Origin of the sequence: Olivibacter sp. XZL3, from assembly GCF_004368405.1 — a bacterium.
In the GTDB taxonomy this organism is placed as follows: Bacteria; Bacteroidota; Bacteroidia; order Sphingobacteriales; family Sphingobacteriaceae; genus Olivibacter.
In genome coordinates, this window is the sequence record NZ_SBJH01000067.1 from 42,393 (window position 1) to 61,916 (window position 19,524).

Here is a 19,524-nt window from a genome sequence, read left to right on the forward strand (position 1 = left end):
TTAATCTTTCTTGACGCTATAATCTTTTATTTGCATCTTTATTTTACCCGTTTTTGTCTCTGTCTCCTTCATTTTCTTTCTGTCAATTTGAGTATCCTTCCCCATAAAATTAAAGGGGATTTTTAGCCGTTCTATCGCAAAAGTTGTTTCCACATAATTGGGTAATATGTCTCGTTCCGATGCATACTGCATTGACAGCACATACGAGCCGTCTTTTCGTGTATTTATCTCGGATTCTACGATTCGATTCGCCTTTGTATCCATATAAAGCGTGGCCATCGCCAAGTCTGAACGCGTATCCGTAGGAATCACGTTGAGCACCTTTAACAGCAAGCCATCCTTTTTCTTTATACCCCGTTCAACCGTTATAAAAGGATATTCAAAAATCTCCGACATCGAAAAATCTAAGCCGCGTTTAGGCAACATAACGAAGTCTGAGGAAGAAAACTGCATCTTCTCCCCTCTCGCATAGCTTATTTTTGCAGACTTAGTAGGCATGCGGATAAATGGAACCTCCAAATCGAATATAACCGTTGCCGAAAACTGTTGAACAGCGTCTATCTTTTTTTTAACGGCCAGCAGATCTGCATCTATCTCTTGTGTAAACGCTGCTTTCGCAGACCACAGAAAAAACAACACGAAAACAAACCGATTCATCCTATATCTTTTTTATCGAACACGTATGTACCTAATATGATCATAAACATACTGTACAATACCAGTAACACATTATTGCTTAGGATACGGATCCAGTCCACCTCATAAACAAAAAGTTGTTGCCAGGTATCAACCAATTTTGGAAAAAACAGCGTATTCAGTTTACTGCTTCCTAAATCGACTTTCAACAGCAGATTGGTAACTACTAAAAATAAGGCAGCTACGATCCAGGTCTTGGAAGACTCTTTGATAAAGATAGCAAAGGTTATACCTGCTATATTGTAAAAAACCATCGCAATCGCTCCCGAAATAAAGGACAAGCAAATCCGCCGAAAGGCTTCATCTGATTCAAAAAAGTTCAAGGTACCGATGTAAACGATCAAATCGCCCTTTCCAAAGATAGCATATGCCAATGCGAAGGTTGTCAACATCATGAACGCCATCACAGCAACCGTAAACAATATTGCGACGACGTATTTAGCTAAAATAAACTGCTTCTTCTTGACCGCCTGCAACATAACCGTTTGCAGGGTGCCATCTTTATACTCGTCAGTAAGGAAGCCTGAAGTAATAATCATTAAAATAAGCGGAACATTAAACCAAAGGGAGTTCAGCACGATGTACATAATCAGGTTGCCATTCAACAAAGTCCCTTCGAAGTAAAAAGACTGCTTGAGGCTGTCCAACAATAAATCTAAGATAGTACTTCCTTGGTAATAAGCAATCAGCAGGATGAGCAACTCGATCAATACAATCGCCCCCAAAGCATAGTAGGTCTTACTTTGCTTAATGATCTTTACCAGTTCGGCATACAATAGCGGCATCATGATACCGTTCCCTTCATTAACTCCTCCAGTGTTAGGTCCGGAATGCAGGCGGTAACCCGGATTCCTTCTTTTAAGAGCGCGTTCAATAAAATTGAAATCTCTTCGCTATTACAAATTACTTTCACTTCGTTTATTCCAATGGTAAACGCATACCTCTTGATCACAGTGGACGATTCTATATTGTCCGCTATAATCGAGTAACTATGGATATGCTGACTGATCAATTGTTTGGTAGGGCCCGCATTGACAATCTTTCCGTCATCGATTACATATAAGGAATGGCAGCATCTGCCTAATTCGCTCAGAAGGTGCGACGACAAAAGAATGGCGATGTGCTCGTGCTCGGCAAGAGCTGAAATGAGTTTGATCAAAGACGCTACTCCGATCGGATCTAAGCCAGAAAATGGCTCGTCAAGAATTAGACAACTGGGATTATTTAGCAAAGCAATAGCAATACCCAGTCGCTGTTTCATTCCCAAAGAAAAATTACCTACGGGATCTTTCCGGTCAAGAGGCAATCCAACTTTCAAGAGATAAGCTTGAACGCTATCGGCGTCTGTTTTAGCGCCCTGTATGCCAGCGAATATTCTAAGATTGTCAAAAGCGTTTAAATAGTTGTATAAGCCGGGCCTCTCGATAATGGCTCCAACCGGTTTTGGCCTCGAAGATTGAACAATAACCTCACCGCTATCGGCTTTAATTAAGCCGCTTAATATCTTAAAAAGTGTGGTTTTGCCAGCTCCGTTGCGACCTAAAAGTCCAGAAACCTCTCCAGCTTCAATCCGGACGCTGACATCGTCCAAGGCTTTTTTGGCAGGGTATGTTTTAGACAGATTCTTCGCTATAAGCATTGCAGACGACGTTTTTGGGTAGGGTATTATTCAGCTCACGGAAGTTGAAGCGCGACTCATAATGCTTCTCCATAAAGGTTCTCGACCAGAAATACCGCTTGAACAAGAATAGCGGATCCCGAACCATAAATTGAGGTATAAAATGGAACCACTTTATGCCTAACTTTTTATAATAGTGTTCAACTTGCGGTCTAAGTCCTAATTCATCGGCTGCAACCAGCACCGCACTGCGCTGACATTTTGATCCACTATAATGGCGGGCTAACTTGGGCGTGAAGCCGTGTATATAAAAATGATCTTTTATTCGTTTGTAATTTTGAAACCTAGACCAAGCGTCCATGACTACTAAAAAGATGTGGCTAAAGGCAAATAACAGACAGCCGAACCAAAATAAGGTAAGTATAAGCTGCTCTTGCATATAGGCACTCTTTAACCTTAGCCAATAGAAATAAGATTCAAGTACGAAAAGTAAAACCGAACAATGCAGCAAAATACCCACATTCCAATAAGAAAGCAGCAAGCTTGGTTGTTTAGGTAATAAATTTCGATCTAACATCTTATACTAATTAAAGCGCTGCTTAATGAATATGCCCTTGCCACCACGGGGAACCAAAAATAAGCATCCCTCGTTGAGACAGAGGAATATCGACCAAGGAACCTTTTTGCACTTTCAGTTAAGCTTTTCAAACATAGACAAAATTGCGTTTTTTCACAAACGCTTGCGGAAAAGTGACAACAACATTAACTTGGAAAGCTAATTTTTCCCATTGACACAGCAGGCGAATTTATTGCTGCTTTAAAATCAGTCCGTCCGCCAACAATTGCCTCATTAGCCAATAATGCAAATAACACGGCTTCTTTTGCATCGGGATTAATTCCCAGTTCATCTGTCGTTCGCAATTTATTCCCGAGAAGATTTTCGACATACCTCATTAATAAGGGATTATATACGCCTCCACCGCTCACATATAGCTCGTAAGGCGCTCCACTTAAACATCGTACAATCGCATTGGCAATACAGCTAGCTGAAAACCGAACGAGGGTTGCCATTACATCGTAATCGTTGATACCCTGCTGGCCGGAACGCGCTATAGCTTCGTCGATATAGGACAGGCTGAAAAGTTCTGGCCCGGTGGTTTTTGGAAAAGGCGCTTCAAAAAAGCGGTGATCTAACAACGCTTTTAACAGCAACTCGTTCACTGTGCCGGCAGACGCGATCGTTGCATCTTTATCGTAATAATTACCCGGAAACTTAAGTTGAATATACTGGTCCATTAAAGTATTGCCAGGCCCGACGTCAGTAGAAAATCCGCCCTTAAGGGAACCGGCGGGCAAATAGGTGAAATTGGCAATTCCGCCTATATTAAGCAGAATCCTATTTTCCTTAAAATTTGAAAAGAGCAGGTAGTCGCCATATACGGCTAAGGGCGCGCCTTCACCTCCTACAGCGACATGCTTTTGCCGAAAATCGCTTAGTGTAATAATCCCTGTCTTAACCGCCAGATGATCTGCATCGCCGATTTGAAAAGTCGCATTGCCGTATTTTTCAATCCCATGCAGGTGTTTGGGGGCATGAAAAACCGTTTGCCCATGACTGGCGATCAGGTCGACGTCTTTCTTTTCCATCCCCCACTCCGCTAAACTGGCTAAAATAAGCGAAGCATAGTAGTCGCCTATATAGGCATTTAATAACGCGATTCGCTCTAAGTCTACGGTCCGTTTGGCAAAAATCGATTTTAATTCCTCCTTAAATTCCGCATCGTATTCTTTTGTCACAAAGTGTAATAGGGTAAAATGTGTTTGCTCTCCACTGCCTTTGAATTGGCACATCGCGATGTCCAGGCCATCGAAAGAGGTTCCAGACATAAGTCCGATAACATTTCTTTGTCGCTTCTTAGCGATTCTATAGAGGTTTTCAATATTAGGGTTCATGATGGCGTAACTTGATCCATGAGTGCGAATATAGGTTTTTACCGATAATATTCCAGTCGTTATCAATGCATGGTTAAGTGCTTAACATTCGATCTTAAGGGTAATACCTTGAACAAATTTCCCTTTTGATTCTTTTATAGTCAATTTTCGGTTTCGAGATAAACCGAGGGTTTCACCGCTTTTCAGTTGGACATTCGATGCCAAAACATAATGTACCACATTATACATGACTGCGTTTAGTTCTGCAAATGTCTTATTAGAATGCACGATTTCCATCTCTTTCATACCGAAATCCGTTAGACCAAAGGTATAAATAGACTGCCTCTTCCGCCTTTGCCTTAGACCAAAATACACCCAGTTGTATATCGGTAAGCGACCCTTCGACATTTCGTTGACATTGTTGATGTAAAAGTTCTTTTCCAATACGAGCGTTCTTCCCGCCATATAAAATCCAAACGACTCCCGGTCTGTTAGTAGCGAACCCACAACTTTACTGAATAACACATTTTCTTTAAGGGGATTTTTCCCCGCATTTACTATGGATACAATAATATGTCCTTTGTGCTTAGCAGTTTCTTCCATTGCATTAAACCAAAAATAGTTATATCCCGCCATTGCCCTCACCTCATCCCCCGGCACCTTGTCCGACACAGGAGCAATAAGCACTTGATAGCCGTCAATGCGCAATACAGTTAACCCCCGCAGCTTTTCATCTTCTATCATCTCAGCATGCAGATCATTTTCAAGTGCTTTTATTATTGCTTCTAATGAGGCGGCAACCGATTCTTTTAATAACACAATTCCTAAAATAATGCTGGCTGTAGCACTTTCTATTTTTTTTCCTGTTTAAAAAAGTTAAAAATCCCCATAGTTACTCAGAAAAGAAACGCTGTAAATTACCAACGACGAACCTTGCGCCACTATCGGACGCCATTTGCGAGACCCAATAACAAAAAACAGGTTACTGTGGTGCTGAAGGAATAAAAATCGTATAGCTATTGAATTACAGATTCTTATTTATTATGTTAATGATGTTTAGTTGACACCACTAACATAACAAATATTATACTACATCACAAACAAAGTGTGAATTTATGTGAAGAAATGAGAAATTATGTGTATTATAAGGATTTTTAAAGAACAAAATCATGTCGTTTTATCGAAAACCGTGTCGTTTCTATCGGAATCTCTTGCCGTTTAGCTTTTTCGAACGTTTGCCTATGCCGTCGCCAATCAACTAAAAGCTTGCACATAAGGGAGTTGAATAATCTCCTCATCTAAGTGCCTCAACTTTTTATCACTTCCCTGTACCTCTATTATTGCGAACAATTTTTCATTTCGCTTACGTAACGAAATCCGCGTATATTTTATACGTTTCTCACGCAAAAAATCCTCAATCTGATACAAATGTTGAATATTGCCATCGCAAAAATCAATATTTAACAACTTGCGATTATGGTAAATACTGATCAACGTTTCTATTTTGGTAAAAAGCGATAGAACGACGATGGTAGCCAAGGTTAAAGTCAATGCCAAGGCATAATATCCAATGCCCGCGGCCATACCGATGCCTGCGGTGGTCCAAATAACGGCAGCTGTTGTCAAACCGAGAACAGACAAGCGATCTTTAAATATCACTCCCGCGCCTATAAAACCAATACCCGTTATAATATTTGCCGAAATCCGATCGTCGCTTCCCGCGCCGTATTTGGAAACGATCGTAAAAATAGTTGACCCGAGACAAATCAGAATAATGGTACGAAAGCCGGCCGACTTATTGTTATATTCGCGTTCAAGACCAATGATACATCCGCAAAGGATGGATATCAAGAAACTCATCATATCCCGCGGTTCAAGTAACCATTCTATTTCACTTACATTCATATCGGATATTTAAACAACCTAAATAGAAGAATAGTTTAAAAGCTGTGGAACCATCCTAAATTAAGCCAGCATTGGTGCTCTGTATTTTTCGCTACAATATTTTCGGCCCGATAGTCCAGCCCACTTTCTAACCGCATTTTCTCAGAGAAATTATAGCCTAATGAAACCAGCAGTCTGATTTCTATATCCAATTGCTTCTCCGCATACGTAGGCAGATATTCATTGTTGATTTTTAAATAAAATTCATGGGGATCTATCTGCAAACCACTTAACGGCTTTTCAAAGCTAAGTCTATATCGAAGTCGAAACGACCATGCGCCGTCTTCCAGTGTTTCGTCTCCGCGAAAGCGATGGGCCAACCTAAATCCCACCTTGTTTTGGACGTGGGCAAATTGTTGGATGAAACGGTGGATGATCTGTCCTTCTTCAATCCGCAACAGATACCCCAGTCCTATTCCATCGAGCGAGCTAAGTTTTCTGTTCAGTATGGTCTCGAAGTCGCTCCGCTCAAAATGGAACCCTTTTTGCGCCGAAATATCCGAAGGGCCATCTTTTAACAACTGTCGCATCTCTATTTTAGAGTTGAGTTCATAACGGTCGCCCAAACTGAACTCATTATTAATTTGAGGAATAATGCCTAATTGATAGCGATCTTGTCCGCTTATATGGAGGAAAACAAACAAGAGGCATCCTAATAATAGGCCTTTTTTTTTCATTCTCGTAAAATCAAAATATTAAATGATTAACAGCGCGCTCCACAATCTTAGACCGATTAATTACCGCTCCCTTTCTGTCGACTAAAAGTTCGTAGAAATGAACGATGTTATCTTCATGATGCCTTCCTTTGACGACAAGTTCATAATTTATAGCGAACTTTTCCAACTGCGCTTGGTTTTCATTTGTAATGATTCGTTGCAGCTGAGCAGGTGGCCCTTTCAACTGTAGTTGAGTTTTACTGATTTTATAATGCTGAAAGTTCGCTTTCAAATATGCGTGAACTCGCTCTTGGTTAGCTTTTGAAATGTCATTAAAGTCAATCGCGACTTCTACATCCTGTAGATTCCCTAACGTATCAAACTCTACGCTATGTAATTGCCCTTTCCATTTCATTTTGGCTTCCACCGAAAAACCGCTGAAACTTTCTTCTTTATACCATTTCACTTTCGTGTTTGAATAGGTGTTTTTAACAAAATCTTTTGCTTTTTCCGGCACCTTGTCAACAGAAATCCGGTATTCCCTTTCCAATTTTTCTTGCCCTTTCGTTTCCACATAAGGCAAACAAAATAGAAGAAAGAACAGAAGCGTGCTAACGAAACGCGTACTTCTGTCATTCAAATAGCTTATTAGAATCATGCACTTTAAGCTGTTTATGCTATTAACGCTTTAAATAATCACATGTTTTTGACCTTGGTATTTCTTTTTACCAACAAATAACTAACATATAGGAGTACTAGCCAAACCGGAATTAATTCAACGGGCGTTTTCATTCCCGTCAGCCACATAACGACTAATACGCCGACTAAAAATAACAAGCATATATAATTTGTGACTGGATATAGGAAGGTGGGGAATTTTGTGACAATCTGTTCTGCTCTTTTTGCTTTACGAAAAAACAAATGCGTAATACTGATCATAATCCAATTGATGATCAACGAGGAAACTACCAGCGACATAAGAATTCCCAAGGCCTCCTCCGGTATCAGTTTATTGACAACAATACAGATTGCCGCAAAAATAGCTGACACTAAGATCGCCATAACGGGGACGTGATTTTTGTTTAACTGTGACAAGACCTTCGGCGCATTTCCCTGCTTGGCTAAACCATAAAGCATCCGACTATTGCTGTAAACACTGCTGTTATAAACCGATAGTGCTGCTGTGAGCACGATCATATTCAATACGTTTGCAATAATACTGGTAAAGTAGAATGTGGTTCCAAAAAGCGAGAACTCAAAACCTTTCAGGGTATCGAAAACAGCCACAAAAGGACTACTTCCTGTCGTGATTTCTCTCCAGGGTGACAATGAAAACAATATAATTAAAGCACCAACATAGAAAATGAGAATCCGATAAATCACCTGGTTGGTTGCTTTAGGGATATTCTTCTCGGGATTTTCAGCTTCGGCCGCGGTAATACCGATCAGCTCCAGGCCACCAAAAGAAAACATAATTAGTGCCATTGCCGTTAGTAGGCCTTGATATCGTCCCTCCTCATCGACGCCGAACAGCCCTTTTGGAAAAAAACCACCATCGTTCCAGAGATTGTTTATACTTGCTTCTTCTCCCCCGCTTCCGCTGATCAACAAATAAGCACCGAAAAGAATCATAGCAATAATAGCAACCACTTTGACGATAGAAAACCAAAATTCGGCTTCACCATATATTTTTACAGAAGCCAAATTGATGGCGTTTATAACAAGGAAGAAAAACAAACTGGAAACCCAGAGCGGAATTTCAGGCCACCAAAATTGCACATAAATACCGATAGCCGTCAGCTCTGACATGCTTACCAATATGTATAAAATCCAGTAGTTCCATCCGGAAGCGTAACCCGGAAATGCGCCCCAGTACTTGTATGCAAAGTGACTAAAACTTCCTGACACCGGCTCTTCCACCACCATTTCTCCTAACTGACGCATAATGAGAAAAGCAATGAGACCTGCTACGGCATATCCTAAAACCACCGCGGGACCCGCCATTACGGCTGCCGGACCAATACCTAGAAACAATCCGGTGCCGATCGCCCCGCCTAAAGCAATTAACTGAATATGTCTATTTAATAATCCCCGTTTAAGTTCTTTGCGATTTGAAGTGCTTTCTTGTAGGTTTTCCAAAATCTATTCTTTTATCGTGTAAAAAGCAAAGGTAAAAGATATATACATTTTGTAATGATTATTTTCAAATAATAGGCGGTAAAGGCAAGTTTTAAGTAGAAATATAGCAAATAATGCAAAAGCGGTACCCTGCTTCTCAGCAAGCGGTGCCGCTTTTCTCAAATCTAAATAGCCGGATGGAACAAAGCGAGATTAAGAAAGTATAATTCTCTTCAGATCGATAATATTCTTGGTACTTGAGTACGTTACCCGGTAACTATGTAATTTATTGGGATGTTTCTCACCATCAATAAATACGACATCCATGTATCGGGTATATTCATAATCCGCACTTAAACGAACGTCCGTCCATGCCATCTGAAAAGGCTTAACTTGAAAGCGGTCGGTATTTACCTCACTTGGCAGTTCTTCAGGGTGCTCAAGCAGGTATTTTTGCAAATGATCAGGGAAGGCCGATAAAGCTTTAAAATTTTCCATAACAAGTTTGTTTTAGCGATATAAAATTAAATTAAAATATGATTGTATGATTATACATCTTTTACACAGATGAAATGAGAAAAAGAGCGTTGAAGATTCCATAGATGCTACGCACATCTGAACCGACAACGTCGCCAGATTGTGTCAGTCGTTACAGCGCGATCCACTGTCCTAAAAAAGGGGCTGTACTGTTCACTTCTTGGTATAACCCCCCGCTTTTTAATGGCTTGGGCACCCACGCTCGCCAGTACGCTTAACCGAAAACAAATAGAAGTTTTCACGATAAAGCACTTCTCGTTAAGTCTTTGCTAGGCTTTCCCCTTCGCTAATGCGTTTAAACACAAATGTCGATGGACTTTGGAAAGGAGTTTGCGTTTCGTTTATCTAGTTTTTTACCATTAACCACAACGATGAAAATAAGAAGCACTTTTGAACCGTTTACCGAAATACCGCAAAAATATACATGTCTAGGTCTTAACGTGAGTCCACCTCTAACATTTGAAGAAATCCCCCCGGAAACGGTCAGCTTAGTACTGTTGTTGGAAGATATGGACGCCACGCCAACGGTATGGACGCACTGGCACGTATTCAATATCCCACCAACCACACACAGCGTGGAAGAAGGACAGATACCGAAGGGCGGGATCGAAGGCTTATGCAACAACCACACTTTTGGCTATGAAGGCCCTTGCCCTAAATACTTTAGTGGCACGCATCAATATGCATTCAAGCTCTATGCGTTGAGCAAGCTATTGGCCTTACCGCCGACCACCGAACCTGAGCAAATTAAAGAAGAGATGAAGGGATACATCGTTTCCACTGCCGAATTAGTGGTACGCTGCACAAGTGATCAACACAAAAGTGAGGCACAGCAAGTATAAGCGAGATCCCTTACGATGAACAGGATTATAAGAGATGTAAAGAAAATAGCCATTCTAAGAGCGAATGCACTCGGCGATCTTTTGGTCGTTCTTCCCGCGGTCAATGCGCTTAGACGCACCTATGTGGATGCCGAAATTGTGTTGCTAGGAAGCCCATGGCACGCTACTTTTCTAGCGAACAAGCGAACGGATATCGATCGTGTGATTGTGATACCGATTTACAAGTATATCCGGGAAGAAAACCAGCAAGCAGAAGATAAGCAGGAAATCGAAAGTTTTTTTCAGCGCATGCAGGACGAGCGATTCGACATAGCAATTCACTTTCAAGGCCGGGGTGTCGCTGCCAATCCATTCATAAAACGGTTGAAAGCACGTATAACAGTAGGGCACACTTGTGAAGAGGCTGTTCCGCTCGACTACTCGATCCCTTACGTCCATTATCAGCACGAAGTGCTTCGATACTTGGAACTAGTAGAACAAATAGGGGCAGTTCGGAGTACTTTGGATCCCGTGGTCGACCTTTTTCCGGCAGAATTGAAAGAAGCAGATCGCATTCTCCAAAGCTTGGCAATAGACAGGCCATACGTCGTTCTTCACCCCGGAGCGAAGGATCTTCGCCGACGCTGGCTTCCGGACAAGTTTGCACAATTGGCCGATGAACTGGCAAAAGAAGGACATACAGTGCTGTTTACGGGTGACGATGAGGACGAAAGCTATATTCAACAGTTAATGAGCAATATGAGAAGCTCCGCTGCTTACGCTTGCCGTCAAATGCCGTTAACAACGTTAGCCGCATTGCTTGCCAAAAGCCAGTTGGTCATTTCGAACGATACAGGCCCACTCCATTTAGCCCGTGCGGTTGGAGCGAAGACCCTTGGCCTCTATTGGGCACCCAATTTTATCAAATGGGGGCCGCTCAATATGCGGAAGCACCGACATGTTACGTCGTGGGATATGCAATGTCCGAGATGTGGTATGGTTCCGAACACACCCTACCCTTTTGAGCCCAAGCATCCCGATTGCGAACATCTCTTTTCTTTCGTAAGAGGCCTCGAAGTACGCGAAGTGTTAATAGAAGCCAAGCGCTTGCTCTCGGACGAGCTGCACGAAAATGAAGGTTACTACAAAGAATAATAAATAGATCAATATGGAAATAATATCGCAAAAGCCGTTAAAAGTGTTAACGTGGCATGTGCACGGTAGCTACCTTTATTATTTGACCCAAGTGCCCTGTCAATTTTATTTGCCGGTAATGCCTGGCCGGCCAGAGGGCTATGGTGGCCGCTCTGGAACCTTTAAGTGGGGCGATAACGTGCATGAAATATCAATAGACGAGGTGAAGAAAACGGATTTTGATTGCATTTTATTTCAATCGAGAAAAAACTACCTGGAAGACCAATTTGAAATTTTGGATGAACATCAAAGAAGCCTTCCTAAGATATACCTGGAGCACGATCCCCCAAGGGAAGTACCTACCGATACCCGACATATTGTCGATGATCCGGATGTACTACTGGTACATGTAACCCATTTTAACAAGCTCATGTGGAATAATAACCGAACACCTACGAGAGTGATCGAGCACGGTGTGTTAATTCCGGAAGACGTTCAATACACCGGTATTCTCGACAAGGGCATCGTAGTAATTAATGGAATAGCTAAGCGCGGAAGGCGCTTGGGGTTTGATATTTTCAAAGAGGTACAACAACACATTCCTTTAGATCTTGTAGGAATGGAATCGGAACAGGCCGGCGGGCTTGGTGAAATACCGCCTCCGGAATTACCCTCTTTTATTTCTCAGTATCGATTTTTCTTTAACCCAATTAGATATACCAGCCTGGGCTTAGCGGTTTGCGAGGCGATGATGATCGGCTTACCAATCGTAGGTCTGGCTACCACGGAAATGGCTGTAACCATCGACAGCGGAAAATCAGGATATATTCATACGGATATTACAAGCCTGATAGATAAGATGCATTTACTGCTCGACGACCCTGTACATGCCAAACAGTTAAGCAATACCGCTAAAGAAACCGCTAAACAAAAATTCGGTATTGATCGATTCATCCAAGATTGGCTACGAACATTTCAGCAGGTAAGTGAACGAGCCACCCAGTTAAGATAAGATATCAAAGTCCATTAAATCATTAAATCAAATAACATTATGAGCAACACGTTAAAAGACAAAGTAATATTAGTTACCGGAGCCGGTCGCGGCTTAGGTGCCGCCATTTGCAAGAGACTTTCTCAAGAAGGTGCCCAGATCGTACTGACAGACATAAGAGAAGACGATTTAACGCGTACCGCGAGCGAAATAACCGATGCAGGCTGTAACGCCCGTAGCTACGTAATGGATGTAGGTCAAGAAAGTAGTGTACAGGAAGTAATGGAAAGAGTTGTAAACGAGTTGGGCAAACTGGACGTAGTAATCAATAATGCGGGGGTCGACTATACGAAATCGGTAGAAGAGTTGAGTCTGGACGAATGGGATAAAGTGATGAGTGTCAACCTGCGTGGACCATTCGTCGTTTCAAAAACGGCCTTCCCGATTTTGAGGAAAAATGGGCAAGGGCATATTGTAAACATCGTGTCGACTGCAAGCAAGCGCGCTTGGGCAAATGCCTCACCGTATCATGCCAGCAAATGGGGATTACTCGGATTTAGTCACGCCCTACATGTTGAAGGACGTAAAGAGAATATAAAAGTAACCGCAGTGATTGCAGGCGGAATGAAAACGCCTTTTCTTTTAGATCGCTTTCCCGACATAGATGTCAATTTACTGCAAGATCCGGAGAATGTGGCAGACACCATCCGATATGTACTGTCGCAACCAGCAGAGACCGTTATTCCAGAGGTGATGGTGCTTCCAATGACTGAAACTTCCTGGCCATAGGCTTTAAGAAATCTCTTATCTTTAAAAATAGGTAAGAGATTTCATTCTATTCCCCGTCCGTGCCAATAGCCAATGCTTCAGCTCGCAAAAACCTGTTTCATGAAGCATCTAACAATTCGACAACCTTCCGTTCCATCAAACTTAAATCAAACGGTTTCGAAATGAAGGCACTGATCTCCTTCCTTTGTTGCAGATCATCGTTCCGCATATGAGCAGACATGATCACGATCGGTTTATTTTTAGCTAATAGGTTATTTGAAATATCCATAGCAAGTTCCAATCCGTTTCCGTCCGGAAGATTAATGTCGAGCAAGAATAAATGTGGTATAACCGTCAGCATAGCCTCTTTAAAGCTTTTTATGTTTGCGAAAGTTTTTACTTCTGCATGTTCCGATAGAAAAATAGATAATATGTCCCGTATATCCTCTTCATCTTCAAGAATATAAACTAACTTTCTCATTAGTGTTCGATTGTTTGGTAGTCAGCATACACATGCAATTCTCAGGCCATATTCATTCCAAAACGGAATGAATTTATCAATATGTGTATATTCAGTGCATATGTGTAAACTTACCCTGAGCAATCGGCTCAATTAATCAGCAACGCTGTGTAGGATTCAACTCTCCTAATGCGAAAATATCTACTTAAAGATCACGCACATAGCGTATCACTAAGACTCGCCATGGTCATAATATCATATTAATTCTTATTTTTACCAATTAGTTAAAAAATAAAAACAATGCACCCGGATTATTATGGAATGTAATATTGGAATTCTAGACGATCAGCGCCTATTTCTTCACGCAATTTCCCTACTTATTCAGCAGTTTGAAGATTTTAACGTTGTAATCGCCGTAGAAAACAGTTTCGACTTATATAGTAAGCTAAAGTCGTCGCCTTCACTTCCCGACATTCTTTTGATCGATGTGGTACAGCCGACAATAGACGTTGCTTCACTGGTGAAAGAAGTCAAAAACAGCTACCCTGACATCAAGCTCGTTGCATTATCCGCACATGAAGATAGCGACAAAGTGATCAAAATGGTGAAGGCCGGATGCTGTGCCTATCTTTCTAAAATGATGGCCGCAAACGAGCTGAAAGAAGCATTAGAATCTATAAATTCGCTCGGATACTATAATAACCATTTAACCAGTTTATCCTATCACCATATGTCAACTGCTGAAATCGTATTAACCGACCGGGAAAGAGAATTTTTAAATCTTGCTGCAAGCGATTTTAATTATCAGGAGATCGCCGGTAAAATGTTCCTTTCTGTCAAAACGATTGATGGCTATCGCGCCAGCCTTTTTGAAAAATTTAATGTAAAGAGCAGAGTCGGACTTATTTTAGAGGCTATCAGACGGAACTACCTAGAAGTGTGAAACGCGGTTCACCTAATTTTATTTGCTTTTCTTTCGCACGAAGCCATCCAAATAATAGGCTTCTTCGGCCTCACCACAAAAACAATTTTGTTGATAATAAAAGAGTTTACTAAATCCGTTTACGATGTTGGACGTATAGATCGCTTTGATATGCTTAGCGACGATCTCTTCCTCCGAAGACTTATACAGGTCCCTTGCCGCCTGTTTGGGAAAATCAGCATATGTTTCATCGTCAAAAAACACATAGGTTACCTGTACTGCGCCAAACATATACAGGTCTTTCTTTCTCCGACAATATCGAACGATTTCCGCCTTTTTTAAAGCCTGAACAACTTTAAATAAAAGCACGACGTACACTTTAAAATCTAAGGTCTCAATCCTTTTCCTAAGAAAGATAATCGGTTCCTCGCTTTCCTTGTTTGTTTGAACGACCGTTTCCAATAGGGTACGCTGAAAATTTATAATTACGTTATATTACAACCACTGCAAAGCTACAAATTTCGGAACGCAAAAAACCACAGCAGACTTATAAACAATAGAAACGCACTTAAGCGGTCTTATCGCTTGATCACTTAATAAATAGCTGGTTTTCCGGGCTACTGTGAATAAATTTAACTACCTTTAGTATTCTCTACCAAGAGACTAATTTCCAAAAAAATCCTTATGGAACACGCTGCAGAACTACTTTTATCGCTTGTCAGGGAAGACAATCGTTATTATTTCATATTCGATATAGCCCAAAAACGTTTTTTGTTTGTCAATCCTGCGTTCGAATCTTTTTTCCATGTGCGTTCCGGCGAAACAGAAGGCGATTCGCTTATTAAAATGATCCATCCGGACGATGTGGACTATCTCAAAAGTCATGTTCAGTCTGCACAGCCTGGACTTTTCCTAACTGATATCGAGTTTAGAATCATACATTTCGACAAAAAAGAATATATCTTTTCCATGAGCGCACGTCTCGAAAAGAAGCACGACAAAAAGTTGATTTCAGGATACTTGAGTGACATCACAAGGCAAAAAGAAAATGCCCTCTATTTGAATGAATTCAACAACAGGAAAAATTCAATTCTGAATATATTAGCTCATGATTTAGGTGGCCCACTCGGAAACATTAAAAACCTTTCGCACCTTTTAAAACAACGGTTTAAATCGCTGGATGAGGAAAATCTGCAAAAAATCATTACGTCTATCGAAAGAAATACGAATATGGGCATTCAGATCATAAACGATTTTCTCAACCGTGAGTTTATTGAAGCAGTAGGTGTTCAGCTTCTAAAAACCCGTGTCAACCTGATCGAAAAGATGGAAAGCATCATCATGGAGTACCAGCAATCGCAAAGTCAGACGGGTAAAGCCTTCTTTTTGGAAACAAACAGCACTAAAATATATGTAGAGATTGATGAAAACAAGTTTTTTCAGGCCTTGACTAATCTCATCTCGAACGCTTTGAAATTCACGCCCGACGGCGGTAGTATACGTGTCGAGGTATTGGAATTGGCAGAAACGGTGTTGATTGCTATTAAAGACGACGGCATTGGCATTCCTCAAAAGTTCCAAAAGCAATTATTCGACAAATTCTCCGGAGCCGGTAGACCCGGATTGAAGGGAGAGCGCTCTACAGGACTCGGAATGTCTATTATCAAAACCATTATAGATTGGCACCAAGGAAAAATTTGGTTTGATAGCTAAGAAAATGAGGGCACCAGCTTTTATATCGAACTGGCAAAAAGTAACTAAGGAGCGCCTCAACTCCTAGATTCCTCAGCTTCTCCCTTCAATACCCAGACCGCCCATGGCGGCAGATTCACTTCCGTTTCTTGCGGATAAATTGGCAAGGGCGGATCATGGTAAACGACCTCTTTGAAATTCGTAAAACCAGCAGGTAATTTATAACTAACTCCCTCATCAGAAAAGTTAAAAAGGCACCACACACAGTTCTTTCCGGCCTCGTCAGCCCGTTGCAGCGCGAGAAGCTTTCCAAATACGCTCGTTTGGAGGTCTTTTTTATTGAAATTGCAAAAAACAGGATCAGAAAAACGGAGTTTAATTATCTTTTTATACCAGTTCAATATCAATCGATTCCTTCCAACTTGCCGTGTATTCCAGTTCAATTTGGACCTTTCGAAGACCTTCGGGTCTTTCGGATCCGGAATATCCTCATCGTCCATAAATGCACTGAACTCCTTCTTTCTCCCAGTCCTAACAGCTTCTATAAGTTCAGGATCACTGTGGTCAATAAAATAAGAAAAGGGATTCTCCTCGGCGTACTCCTCTCCCATAAACAACATCGGAATATAAGGTGATAACAGAATAGCAGAAGCCGCCATTTTTAGCTTCTCCGTATCCAGAACAGTTGAAAGACGGTCGCCCTGCCCCTTATTTCCGACCTGATCGTGGTTTTGATTAAACACAACGAATCTATTACCCGGTATACCGGCAGACGAGGCACCGTATTTTTTCTTTCTCGCCACTACGTATTCACCTGTGTGCACAAAACCCTCTTTATATGCCTTGGCCAGCTGCTCTATTTTGCCAAAATCTTCATAAAACTTTTTCCCTGCTGGAAAGATCAGTGTATACAAGGCGTGATGAAAATCGTCTAGCCATTGCCCATCGAAACCAAAGCCGCCTGCGTCTTTGCTGACGACCCGTGGGTGATTATAGTCGCTCTCAGCAATCATGTAGAGCCGACGCCCTAATGTGCGCTCCAAGTCCCTCACCCGATTACAAGCTACTTCCCAAAAAGGAATCGACCCATTATCAAACATGGCATGGACGGCGTCAACGCGTAATCCGTCTACATGATAGTGAATAAACCATTCTGCAATATTTTCCAGAAAATAATCACGTACGCCATCGCTCCACTCGCCATCTAAATTCATAGCTTGTCCCCAGGGCGTTTTGTACTGATCGGTAAAATACGGACCATACTCTTTGAAATAGTTTCCTTCAGGGCCAAGATGATTGTACACGACATCCACAAAAACGGCCAAACCTTTTCTATGGCAATTATTTACCAACTCCTTCAGTGCATCCGGATCACCGTATGAATTCTGGACGGCAAAGGGGTAAACACCATCATAACCCCAATTGCGGACACCAGGAAATTGGCATATAGGCATAAGCTGAATCGCTGTGACACCTAGCGCTTTTAGGTCATCCAGCTTTGATAAGATGCCTTGGAACGTCCCTTCCTTTGAGAAGGTTCCCACATGCAGTTCATATAAAAGCATTTGATCGAAGGCTATTCCACGCCAGTTTAGATCATCCCATACGAACCTCTGGTGATCGATCACTTGAGACGGCCCGTGAACGCCCTCTGGCTGATAACGAGATGCTGGATCGGGATAGTCCTTCTCGCCGTCTGGTTGATAGTAATAGCGGAGGTTATCCCATATGCTATTAAGCTCAAAAATAAAATAGCCGTCATGATTTCGCCTCATGTCGTACTTGATATCTTTGGGTGACACAATATGCAGCACCATTCTCTCTTTGGTTGGTGCCCATACTTTAAAAATGGTATGATTATCCTTATAAATTGCTCCAATCATGTTCGATAAAGGTTTTCGATGGGGTCACTTTGCCAAAACTCCTTGGTACCGATGTCCATCACCGTTATTCTGCCATTATAGCTGGCCCCTGTATCCATATCCCAAAGGTTACCCGCATGGATGGGCGTATCTATTCCATATTTAGTGGATGGAGTATGACCGATAAATATTTCTTTAAATAGGCTCAAGCGTTTGGGGTAAAATTTGGAGGTGGACGGCATGTCGCCGTTCATAGCTAATGCTGTTTCCAGCAGCGTCCTGTCGTTATGTAAATTGTAAATAAATGGTTCATGCTCCGGTCCTTTTTGTGAAGTAAATCCCGCGTGTACAAATAGACGTTGTTCCTCGTCAATGTAATAGTCCAGTAACCCGTCAAAGAAGGCCTGATGCCGCGTGCGCTCCTCTGCATTGATGAGGGAATAACTCAACACGGTGCGGTCGCCCTTGTTGGCTAACCACTCCTCATTGGTAAGTCCGTTTGTAAGCCACGAGCAACACCATATATCGTGGTTCCCACGTAAAAATGTGCAGGAATTACTTTTGGATAAGGCTATCAGTTGACTCACAACTTGAGCGGAGTCGGGCCAACCGTCAACGTAATCGCCCAAAAAAATTAAAACATCGTTATGCGTCAGCGTCACTCTTCCCAGCACCTGTTTAAGCCCCTCCCACGCACCATGAATATCGCCAACGACCAATGTTCTGCCATGTTTAGTCATATCGGTTTAACGTTTTCTTTACCCGGCCGGTGCGAACGCAATTCCTCGACCGTAAAGTAAAGCCCCAACCTGCAACAGATTGGGGCTTCGCACTTAAATAAAACTAATGAACTATTGGGCGACGTTGGCTTCAGACATAGCGATGTCTGTTAACTTTACATCGGTTTCCTTTTCCTCGTTAAGTGTTGTACTCAACAGTTCTTCGGCTTCCGTATGCTCCATTAGTTTTGCATACGTTACCAAACATCCATAACTGGCTATTTCGTAATGTTCTACCTTCTGTGCAGCGGAAATTAAGGCTGCGTCCAGCACTTCTCCGTTATCGAACTCTTCCATTATTTCTTCGGCTTCGTTCAACAGTCCCTCCATTGCTTTACATTTTTTACCCCTTGCGGTCGTGCCGATCGATTCAAAAACACTCTTTAAACGCTCTATGTGCTCTTCGGTTTGCGATAAATGTTCTTGAAATGCATTTTTCAAGCTCTCACCGTTTGCTTTTGATGCCATCTTCTTCAAGCCTTTTAACAGCTGTTTTTCTGCGCCAAGTATATCTCGCAACTCATCTACGAACAGTTCATGTAGATGGGCGTTAGGCATTCCTTCTGTACTCTTTTTTGAATTTGCCATAATGAT

At 41.8% G+C, this 19,524-nt stretch carries 22 protein-coding genes; 6 read left to right on the forward strand and 16 right to left on the reverse strand.

Going from position 1 to position 19,524, the window contains the following annotated elements:
• The 11 genes from EPX21_RS14815 to EPX21_RS14865 form a co-directional block, all read right to left on the reverse strand.
• Nucleotides 1–657 carry a hypothetical protein gene (locus EPX21_RS14815; RefSeq protein ID WP_134090471.1) on the reverse strand — a complete coding sequence of 219 codons (657 nt, stop codon included), beginning with the start codon at nucleotides 655–657 and terminating at the stop codon, nucleotides 1–3.
• Nucleotides 654–1,484, reverse strand: coding sequence for an ABC transporter permease (locus EPX21_RS14820; RefSeq protein ID WP_134090472.1), 831 nt, complete (start codon nucleotides 1,482–1,484; stop codon nucleotides 654–656). The genes EPX21_RS14815 and EPX21_RS14820 overlap by 4 nt, the downstream gene beginning before the upstream one ends.
• Entirely contained in the window at nucleotides 1,481–2,335 is an 855-nt protein-coding gene (locus EPX21_RS14825) for an ABC transporter ATP-binding protein (RefSeq protein WP_134090473.1), read from the reverse strand. The genes EPX21_RS14820 and EPX21_RS14825 overlap by 4 nt, the downstream gene beginning before the upstream one ends.
• Complete coding sequence (locus EPX21_RS14830) at nucleotides 2,310–2,891, reverse strand: hypothetical protein (protein ID WP_134090474.1); 582 nt, start codon at nucleotides 2,889–2,891, stop codon at nucleotides 2,310–2,312. The genes EPX21_RS14825 and EPX21_RS14830 overlap by 26 nt, the downstream gene beginning before the upstream one ends.
• A gap of 185 nt (nucleotides 2,892–3,076) precedes the next feature.
• Entirely contained in the window at nucleotides 3,077–4,267 is a 1,191-nt protein-coding gene (locus EPX21_RS14835) for an anhydro-N-acetylmuramic acid kinase (protein WP_134090475.1), read from the reverse strand.
• A gap of 81 nt (nucleotides 4,268–4,348) precedes the next feature.
• Nucleotides 4,349–5,065, reverse strand: a complete 717-nt coding sequence (locus EPX21_RS14840; protein ID WP_240768697.1) for a DUF4261 domain-containing protein — start codon at nucleotides 5,063–5,065, stop codon at nucleotides 4,349–4,351.
• Between the two features lie 435 nt (nucleotides 5,066–5,500).
• The gene (locus EPX21_RS14845; RefSeq protein ID WP_240768698.1) at nucleotides 5,501–6,151 is read right to left on the reverse strand and encodes an MgtC/SapB family protein; all 651 of its coding nucleotides are present in this window, start codon (nucleotides 6,149–6,151) and stop codon (nucleotides 5,501–5,503) included.
• Between the two features lie 35 nt (nucleotides 6,152–6,186).
• Nucleotides 6,187–6,867 carry a DUF2490 domain-containing protein gene (locus EPX21_RS14850; RefSeq protein WP_134090476.1) on the reverse strand — a complete coding sequence of 227 codons (681 nt, stop codon included), beginning with the start codon at nucleotides 6,865–6,867 and terminating at the stop codon, nucleotides 6,187–6,189.
• Nucleotides 6,868–6,877: 10 nt separating this feature from the next.
• Entirely contained in the window at nucleotides 6,878–7,504 is a 627-nt protein-coding gene (locus EPX21_RS14855; protein ID WP_134090477.1) for a hypothetical protein, read from the reverse strand.
• A 38-nt stretch (nucleotides 7,505–7,542) separates the two neighbouring features.
• A complete protein-coding gene (locus EPX21_RS14860; RefSeq protein ID WP_134090478.1) occupies nucleotides 7,543–8,985 on the reverse strand; it encodes an amino acid permease in 1,443 nt (480 codons plus the stop codon).
• A 192-nt stretch (nucleotides 8,986–9,177) separates the two neighbouring features.
• Entirely contained in the window at nucleotides 9,178–9,462 is a 285-nt protein-coding gene (locus EPX21_RS14865; protein ID WP_134090479.1) for a hypothetical protein, read from the reverse strand.
• Between the two features lie 410 nt (nucleotides 9,463–9,872).
• Between EPX21_RS14865 and EPX21_RS14870 the strand changes: the two genes are divergently transcribed.
• The 4 genes from EPX21_RS14870 to EPX21_RS14885 are packed head-to-tail and all read left to right on the forward strand — an operon-like array spanning nucleotide 9,873 to nucleotide 13,236.
• Nucleotides 9,873–10,343: a YbhB/YbcL family Raf kinase inhibitor-like protein gene (locus EPX21_RS14870; protein WP_134090480.1), complete on the forward strand. Its 471-nt coding sequence runs from the start codon at nucleotides 9,873–9,875 to the stop codon at nucleotides 10,341–10,343.
• Nucleotides 10,344–10,358: 15 nt separating this feature from the next.
• The gene (locus EPX21_RS14875) at nucleotides 10,359–11,477 is read left to right on the forward strand and encodes a glycosyltransferase family 9 protein (protein WP_134090481.1); all 1,119 of its coding nucleotides are present in this window, start codon (nucleotides 10,359–10,361) and stop codon (nucleotides 11,475–11,477) included.
• A gap of 13 nt (nucleotides 11,478–11,490) precedes the next feature.
• The gene (locus tag EPX21_RS14880; protein WP_134090482.1) at nucleotides 11,491–12,468 is read left to right on the forward strand and encodes a glycosyltransferase family 4 protein; all 978 of its coding nucleotides are present in this window, start codon (nucleotides 11,491–11,493) and stop codon (nucleotides 12,466–12,468) included.
• 39 nt (nucleotides 12,469–12,507) lie between these two features.
• The gene (locus EPX21_RS14885; protein WP_134090483.1) at nucleotides 12,508–13,236 is read left to right on the forward strand and encodes an SDR family oxidoreductase; all 729 of its coding nucleotides are present in this window, start codon (nucleotides 12,508–12,510) and stop codon (nucleotides 13,234–13,236) included.
• Nucleotides 13,237–13,333: 97 nt separating this feature from the next.
• On the opposite strand, the gene EPX21_RS14890 is transcribed toward EPX21_RS14885, so the two are convergent.
• Complete coding sequence (locus EPX21_RS14890) at nucleotides 13,334–13,696, reverse strand: response regulator (RefSeq protein WP_134090484.1); 363 nt, start codon at nucleotides 13,694–13,696, stop codon at nucleotides 13,334–13,336.
• 295 nt (nucleotides 13,697–13,991) lie between these two features.
• Here EPX21_RS14890 and EPX21_RS14895 point away from each other — a divergent pair, with 295 nt between their 5' ends.
• Nucleotides 13,992–14,618, forward strand: coding sequence for a response regulator (locus tag EPX21_RS14895; protein ID WP_134090485.1), 627 nt, complete (start codon nucleotides 13,992–13,994; stop codon nucleotides 14,616–14,618).
• A gap of 18 nt (nucleotides 14,619–14,636) precedes the next feature.
• Here EPX21_RS14895 and EPX21_RS14900 read toward each other — a convergent pair whose 3' ends face one another.
• Entirely contained in the window at nucleotides 14,637–14,966 is a 330-nt protein-coding gene (locus EPX21_RS14900) for a hypothetical protein (protein ID WP_134090486.1), read from the reverse strand.
• A 315-nt stretch (nucleotides 14,967–15,281) separates the two neighbouring features.
• Between EPX21_RS14900 and EPX21_RS14905 the strand changes: the two genes are divergently transcribed.
• Nucleotides 15,282–16,310 carry a PAS domain-containing sensor histidine kinase gene (locus EPX21_RS14905; RefSeq protein WP_134090487.1) on the forward strand — a complete coding sequence of 343 codons (1,029 nt, stop codon included), beginning with the start codon at nucleotides 15,282–15,284 and terminating at the stop codon, nucleotides 16,308–16,310.
• 56 nt (nucleotides 16,311–16,366) lie between these two features.
• On the opposite strand, the gene treZ is transcribed toward EPX21_RS14905, so the two are convergent.
• The 3 genes from treZ to EPX21_RS14920 all read right to left on the reverse strand — a co-directional run bounded on the left by treZ (nucleotide 16,367) and on the right by EPX21_RS14920 (nucleotide 19,518).
• Nucleotides 16,367–18,172 carry a malto-oligosyltrehalose trehalohydrolase gene (treZ, locus tag EPX21_RS14910; protein ID WP_134090488.1) on the reverse strand — a complete coding sequence of 602 codons (1,806 nt, stop codon included), beginning with the start codon at nucleotides 18,170–18,172 and terminating at the stop codon, nucleotides 16,367–16,369.
• Nucleotides 18,169–18,891, reverse strand: coding sequence for a metallophosphoesterase (locus EPX21_RS14915; protein ID WP_134090489.1), 723 nt, complete (start codon nucleotides 18,889–18,891; stop codon nucleotides 18,169–18,171). Before EPX21_RS14915 ends, treZ begins: the two co-directional genes overlap by 4 nt.
• 111 nt (nucleotides 18,892–19,002) lie before the next feature.
• Nucleotides 19,003–19,518 carry a ferritin-like domain-containing protein gene (locus EPX21_RS14920; RefSeq protein ID WP_134090490.1) on the reverse strand — a complete coding sequence of 172 codons (516 nt, stop codon included), beginning with the start codon at nucleotides 19,516–19,518 and terminating at the stop codon, nucleotides 19,003–19,005.
• Nucleotides 19,519–19,524 lie beyond the last annotated feature (6 nt).

Excerpts from the sequence above, each read along its gene's own strand:
- EPX21_RS14815 (WP_134090471.1), bottom strand. The coding sequence starts at position 657 with ATGAATCGGTTTGTTTTCGTGTTGTTTTTTCTGTGGTCTGCGAAAGCA.
- EPX21_RS14820 (WP_134090472.1), bottom strand. The coding sequence starts at position 1,484 with ATGATGCCGCTATTGTATGCCGAACTGGTAAAGATCATTAAGCAAAGT.
- EPX21_RS14825 (WP_134090473.1), bottom strand. The coding sequence starts at position 2,335 with ATGCTTATAGCGAAGAATCTGTCTAAAACATACCCTGCCAAAAAAGCC.
- EPX21_RS14830 (WP_134090474.1), bottom strand. The coding sequence starts at position 2,891 with ATGTTAGATCGAAATTTATTACCTAAACAACCAAGCTTGCTGCTTTCT.
- EPX21_RS14835 (WP_134090475.1), bottom strand. The coding sequence starts at position 4,267 with ATGAACCCTAATATTGAAAACCTCTATAGAATCGCTAAGAAGCGACAA.
- EPX21_RS14845 (WP_240768698.1), bottom strand. The coding sequence starts at position 6,151 with ATGAATGTAAGTGAAATAGAATGGTTACTTGAACCGCGGGATATGATG.
- EPX21_RS14850 (WP_134090476.1), bottom strand. The coding sequence starts at position 6,867 with ATGAAAAAAAAAGGCCTATTATTAGGATGCCTCTTGTTTGTTTTCCTC.
- EPX21_RS14855 (WP_134090477.1), bottom strand. The coding sequence starts at position 7,504 with ATGATTCTAATAAGCTATTTGAATGACAGAAGTACGCGTTTCGTTAGC.
- EPX21_RS14865 (WP_134090479.1), bottom strand. The coding sequence starts at position 9,462 with ATGGAAAATTTTAAAGCTTTATCGGCCTTCCCTGATCATTTGCAAAAA.
- EPX21_RS14870 (WP_134090480.1), top strand. The coding sequence starts at position 9,873 with ATGAAAATAAGAAGCACTTTTGAACCGTTTACCGAAATACCGCAAAAA.
- EPX21_RS14875 (WP_134090481.1), top strand. The coding sequence starts at position 10,359 with ATGAACAGGATTATAAGAGATGTAAAGAAAATAGCCATTCTAAGAGCG.
- EPX21_RS14880 (WP_134090482.1), top strand. The coding sequence starts at position 11,491 with ATGGAAATAATATCGCAAAAGCCGTTAAAAGTGTTAACGTGGCATGTG.
- EPX21_RS14885 (WP_134090483.1), top strand. The coding sequence starts at position 12,508 with ATGAGCAACACGTTAAAAGACAAAGTAATATTAGTTACCGGAGCCGGT.
- EPX21_RS14890 (WP_134090484.1), bottom strand. The coding sequence starts at position 13,696 with ATGAGAAAGTTAGTTTATATTCTTGAAGATGAAGAGGATATACGGGAC.
- EPX21_RS14895 (WP_134090485.1), top strand. The coding sequence starts at position 13,992 with ATGGAATGTAATATTGGAATTCTAGACGATCAGCGCCTATTTCTTCAC.
- EPX21_RS14905 (WP_134090487.1), top strand. The coding sequence starts at position 15,282 with ATGGAACACGCTGCAGAACTACTTTTATCGCTTGTCAGGGAAGACAAT.
- treZ (WP_134090488.1), bottom strand. The coding sequence starts at position 18,172 with ATGATTGGAGCAATTTATAAGGATAATCATACCATTTTTAAAGTATGG.
- EPX21_RS14915 (WP_134090489.1), bottom strand. The coding sequence starts at position 18,891 with ATGACTAAACATGGCAGAACATTGGTCGTTGGCGATATTCATGGTGCG.
- EPX21_RS14920 (WP_134090490.1), bottom strand. The coding sequence starts at position 19,518 with ATGGCAAATTCAAAAAAGAGTACAGAAGGAATGCCTAACGCCCATCTA.